The organism is Hydrogenophaga sp., assembly GCF_022844385.1.
Taxonomy (GTDB): domain Bacteria; phylum Pseudomonadota; class Gammaproteobacteria; order Burkholderiales; family Burkholderiaceae_C; genus Hydrogenophaga.
The window spans coordinates 1-3,012 of record NZ_JALHLX010000006.1; the positions used below are offsets into that span (position 1 = coordinate 1).

At 65.3% G+C, this 3,012-nt stretch carries 3 protein-coding genes; 1 reads left to right on the forward strand and 2 read right to left on the reverse strand.

Annotated features, from left to right (window positions below; translation table 11 throughout):
* Nucleotides 1–1,058, reverse strand: a 1,058-nt coding sequence (locus tag Q0C59_RS02315; RefSeq protein ID WP_291211141.1) for a choice-of-anchor O protein, incomplete at its 3' end; no start/stop codon positions are given.
* Between the two features lie 228 nt (nucleotides 1,059–1,286).
* Here Q0C59_RS02315 and Q0C59_RS02320 point away from each other — a divergent pair.
* A complete protein-coding gene (locus tag Q0C59_RS02320; RefSeq protein WP_291211144.1) occupies nucleotides 1,287–2,006 on the forward strand; it encodes a Crp/Fnr family transcriptional regulator in 720 nt (239 codons plus the stop codon).
* A 50-nt stretch (nucleotides 2,007–2,056) separates the two neighbouring features.
* Here the strand turns inward: Q0C59_RS02320 and Q0C59_RS02325 are convergent.
* On the reverse strand, nucleotides 2,057–3,012 hold a 956-nt coding region (locus Q0C59_RS02325; RefSeq protein ID WP_291211148.1), incomplete at its 5' end, for a class I SAM-dependent methyltransferase.

Sequence of the window (3,012 nt, forward strand, 5' to 3'; positions counted from 1 at the left end):
TCGATCAGGTCCGGGTCCACGTTGACACCTGCGCCATCGAAGATGGGGTTGACCGAGCCCGACAGTCCGAAGCCCGTCGAGTTGTCGGTGAGGCGCACGGGCGTTGCCAGCACGAAGTCGTCGGCAGGATTGGGGGGCACTGTGACCGAGAGATTGATGGTTGCAGAGGTGTACCAGATGTCGGTGCCTTTGCCCGCATTGGCACCCGAGGCACCATCGCCCGGGCCATCAGCCTCGCCGAGCTGCAGGCCCTGCGGGTCTTCCTGCCAGGAGATGTTCACCTGCCCGAGCCTTGTCTCGGTGTTGAAGCTGCCGCTGCTGGCATCCTGGATCGCGTCGCGCTCACCGCTGCTCAACTGAACCGCCGGGCTCCAGGCAACGCCGTTGTTGATGGAGCGTGCCACCCAAGTGCAGGAGAAAGGAATGATGCGGCTGTCGCGTTCCAGGTAACGGATGGCGCGCTGGACCGGGGCCTCCACGTCCGCAGTGGCCAGGTCGCCATCGGGGCAGTACTTGCTGACCCAGGTCAGCACCATCACCGGACCACTGGTCTTGATGTTGGGCTTGTCGATGTCACCCGGGAAGGCCAGCCGTCCAGGGGCCAAGGTGCCGCGCCATTCGGTGTTGATGCTGCTCTTGTCGGAGGACTGGGAAATGTTCATGGCCATCGACCAGTCTGTCAGCACGTCGCAGGTTTTGGCGGGCACGGCTGCAGGATTGGGCTTGCAGGTCTTCACAAAGACGTCGCGCGCGGGCCGCTCGACCTGCGCCTTCACGTCGTACACCAGGCGCGCGTTGTCCGGCGCGTCGCCATAGGCCACCACCAGGGTGCCGTCGCCGGCGCGCTGGATCTTGGGCTTGTCGCCGGAGCCGAAGTCGCTCAGGGCGAACGGAGTGTTCACCGCCAGCGGCGACACGATCACAGGTGGCACCACCGGCGCCACCGCTGCGTCACCGCCACCACCGCCGCAGGCGGTCAGCAGGGGCAGGACGCAGCCCATACCCAATGCGGACTTGCCCCATGGGCTTGTCCAGAACCCGCTTCTTTGAACTTTCATCATTGACTCCGTTTTTCGTTGGTCGGTCGGGCTTCACGCCCGAAACAAAACAGGACCAATGCACGCTTGACATCCCGTTGTCTTCAGTGTGTTCAGGCGGCCTCGCCGCACGATTGACCCAAGTCAATACATCTGGATACAGGGCCGCGGAGTGCAGTACGCTCACCTATCATTTGTTAGGACGACAAGATGAATGTTTGGGGAGTCACTCTTCTGATTGGGCAACGAATGAGCTATACAAAGATGTCGACAACACCGGTTCACCCGTTTTGCGCGAGGGGACCAGACCACCCCGGCGACGCGACGTCAAGCCAGCGGGTCTTGTGTGAGCCTCAGCAGATCGTGTTGCGCGAGGGCGCGCGTCTGTTTGAGAGAGGGGCCACGGCCCACGCCGTGTATGTGGTGCAGAGCGGTCTGGTGAAGGAGACGGTGCCGGGGCCCGACGGCGAAGAGTGCATCGTTCGCTTGGTGACAGCATCCCGCATGGCCGGGATGTCGGCGCTCGCTGGCCTGGCTTACCGTCATTCGGCCTTTGTGATGCAGGCGGGCGTGGCCTGCCGGATCCCGGTCGCACACATTGAACAGCTGCGGCAGGAAGAACCTGGTGCCTGCCAGCAGATGTTGGCGGACTGGCAGTACGCCGCGGATGACAGCGACCGGATCATTGCCGAGTTCGGCCACGGACCCGCTCGCGCGCGCATGGCGCGAGCGCTGCTGTTTCTGCAAAGCGTGCAGAGGGCTGGCGAGGCGTTTTGTCCCCGCCGAACCGACCTCGCCGACCTGCTTGCCATCACCCCCATCAGCGTGACCCGGTTGCTTGGTGCATTTCGGCGTGAAGGCCTGATTGCCGGGAGCACAGACCGGTGCCTTGCGCCTGACCTTGCACGGTTGGCGCGGATTGCTTATCCGGCATCACCTGTGCCCTTGCGCGCCAGTGCGGCCTCGTGAGGCATGGCCTCCACATCGCTGTATTGACTTCCTGTGTTGTGATTGGGTCTTCAGGCGGTCTCCGGCGTGACCATGTGGCGCCGGGTGAAGGGGTATGCCGACTGCGCGCCGCGCAAGGGCGTGCCGCCGAGCTGGCCGCTGGGCCGTGATGCCAGCAACTGGTGGATCGAGATCCAGCCGCGCTCGAACGCCACCGCGCAACCCGCGAGGTAGAGACGGTAGGCGCGCACCGTGGATTCGCTGGTGAGTTCGCGTGCGCGATCCAGCTGGCTCTCCAGCCCGGCCGACCATGCCCAGAGCGTGCGGGCGTAGTGGGGGCGCAGGTTTTCGGCGTCCAGCAGTTCCAGGCCGCTGCTGCCGAGGCTGCGCGCCACGCGCGACACGTGCACCAGCTCACCGCCGGGGAAGATGTGTTTGTCGATGAACTCGCCCATGCCGCCACCGAGCTGGTGGTTGTCGGTGCCGCCGGCGGTGATGCCGTGGTTGAGCAGCAGGCCGCCCGGTTTGAGCATGCGCTGCAACTGCGCAAAGTAGCCGTCGAGCCGGGCGCTGCCCACGTGCTCGAACATGCCAACCGACGCAATGCGGTCGAAGCGCGCGGTGGGCGGCAGGTCGCGGTAGTCGAGCAGTCGCATGGTCACGCGGTCGCGCAGGCCTTTTTCGTCGATGAGGCGGTTCACGTGGGCGTGCTGGTGGCGCGACAGCGTGATGCCCATGGCGTGCACGCCATGGTGCTCGGCGGCCCAGAGCAGCAGGCCGCCCCAGCCCGCGCCGATGTCCAGAAACAGCTGGCCGGGCTGCAGCTGCAGCTTGCGGCAGATGAGTTCGAGCTTGGCTTCCTGCGCCTGCGCCAGCGTCATGTCGGGGCGCTCGAAGTAGGCGCACGAGTACACGCGCAAGGGGTCGAGCCAGAGGGCAAAGAAGTCGTCGCACAGGTCGTAGTGAAAGCGCACCTGCTCGGCGTCCTTGTGCGGGCGGTGCAGCCAGCGCGAGCGCAGGTGCTGCA

What these genes read in the sequence shown, in the direction of transcription:
- Q0C59_RS02320 (WP_291211144.1), top strand. Translation starts at nt 1,287, where the DNA reads ATGAGCTATACAAAGATGTCGACAACACCGGTTCACCCGTTTTGCGCG.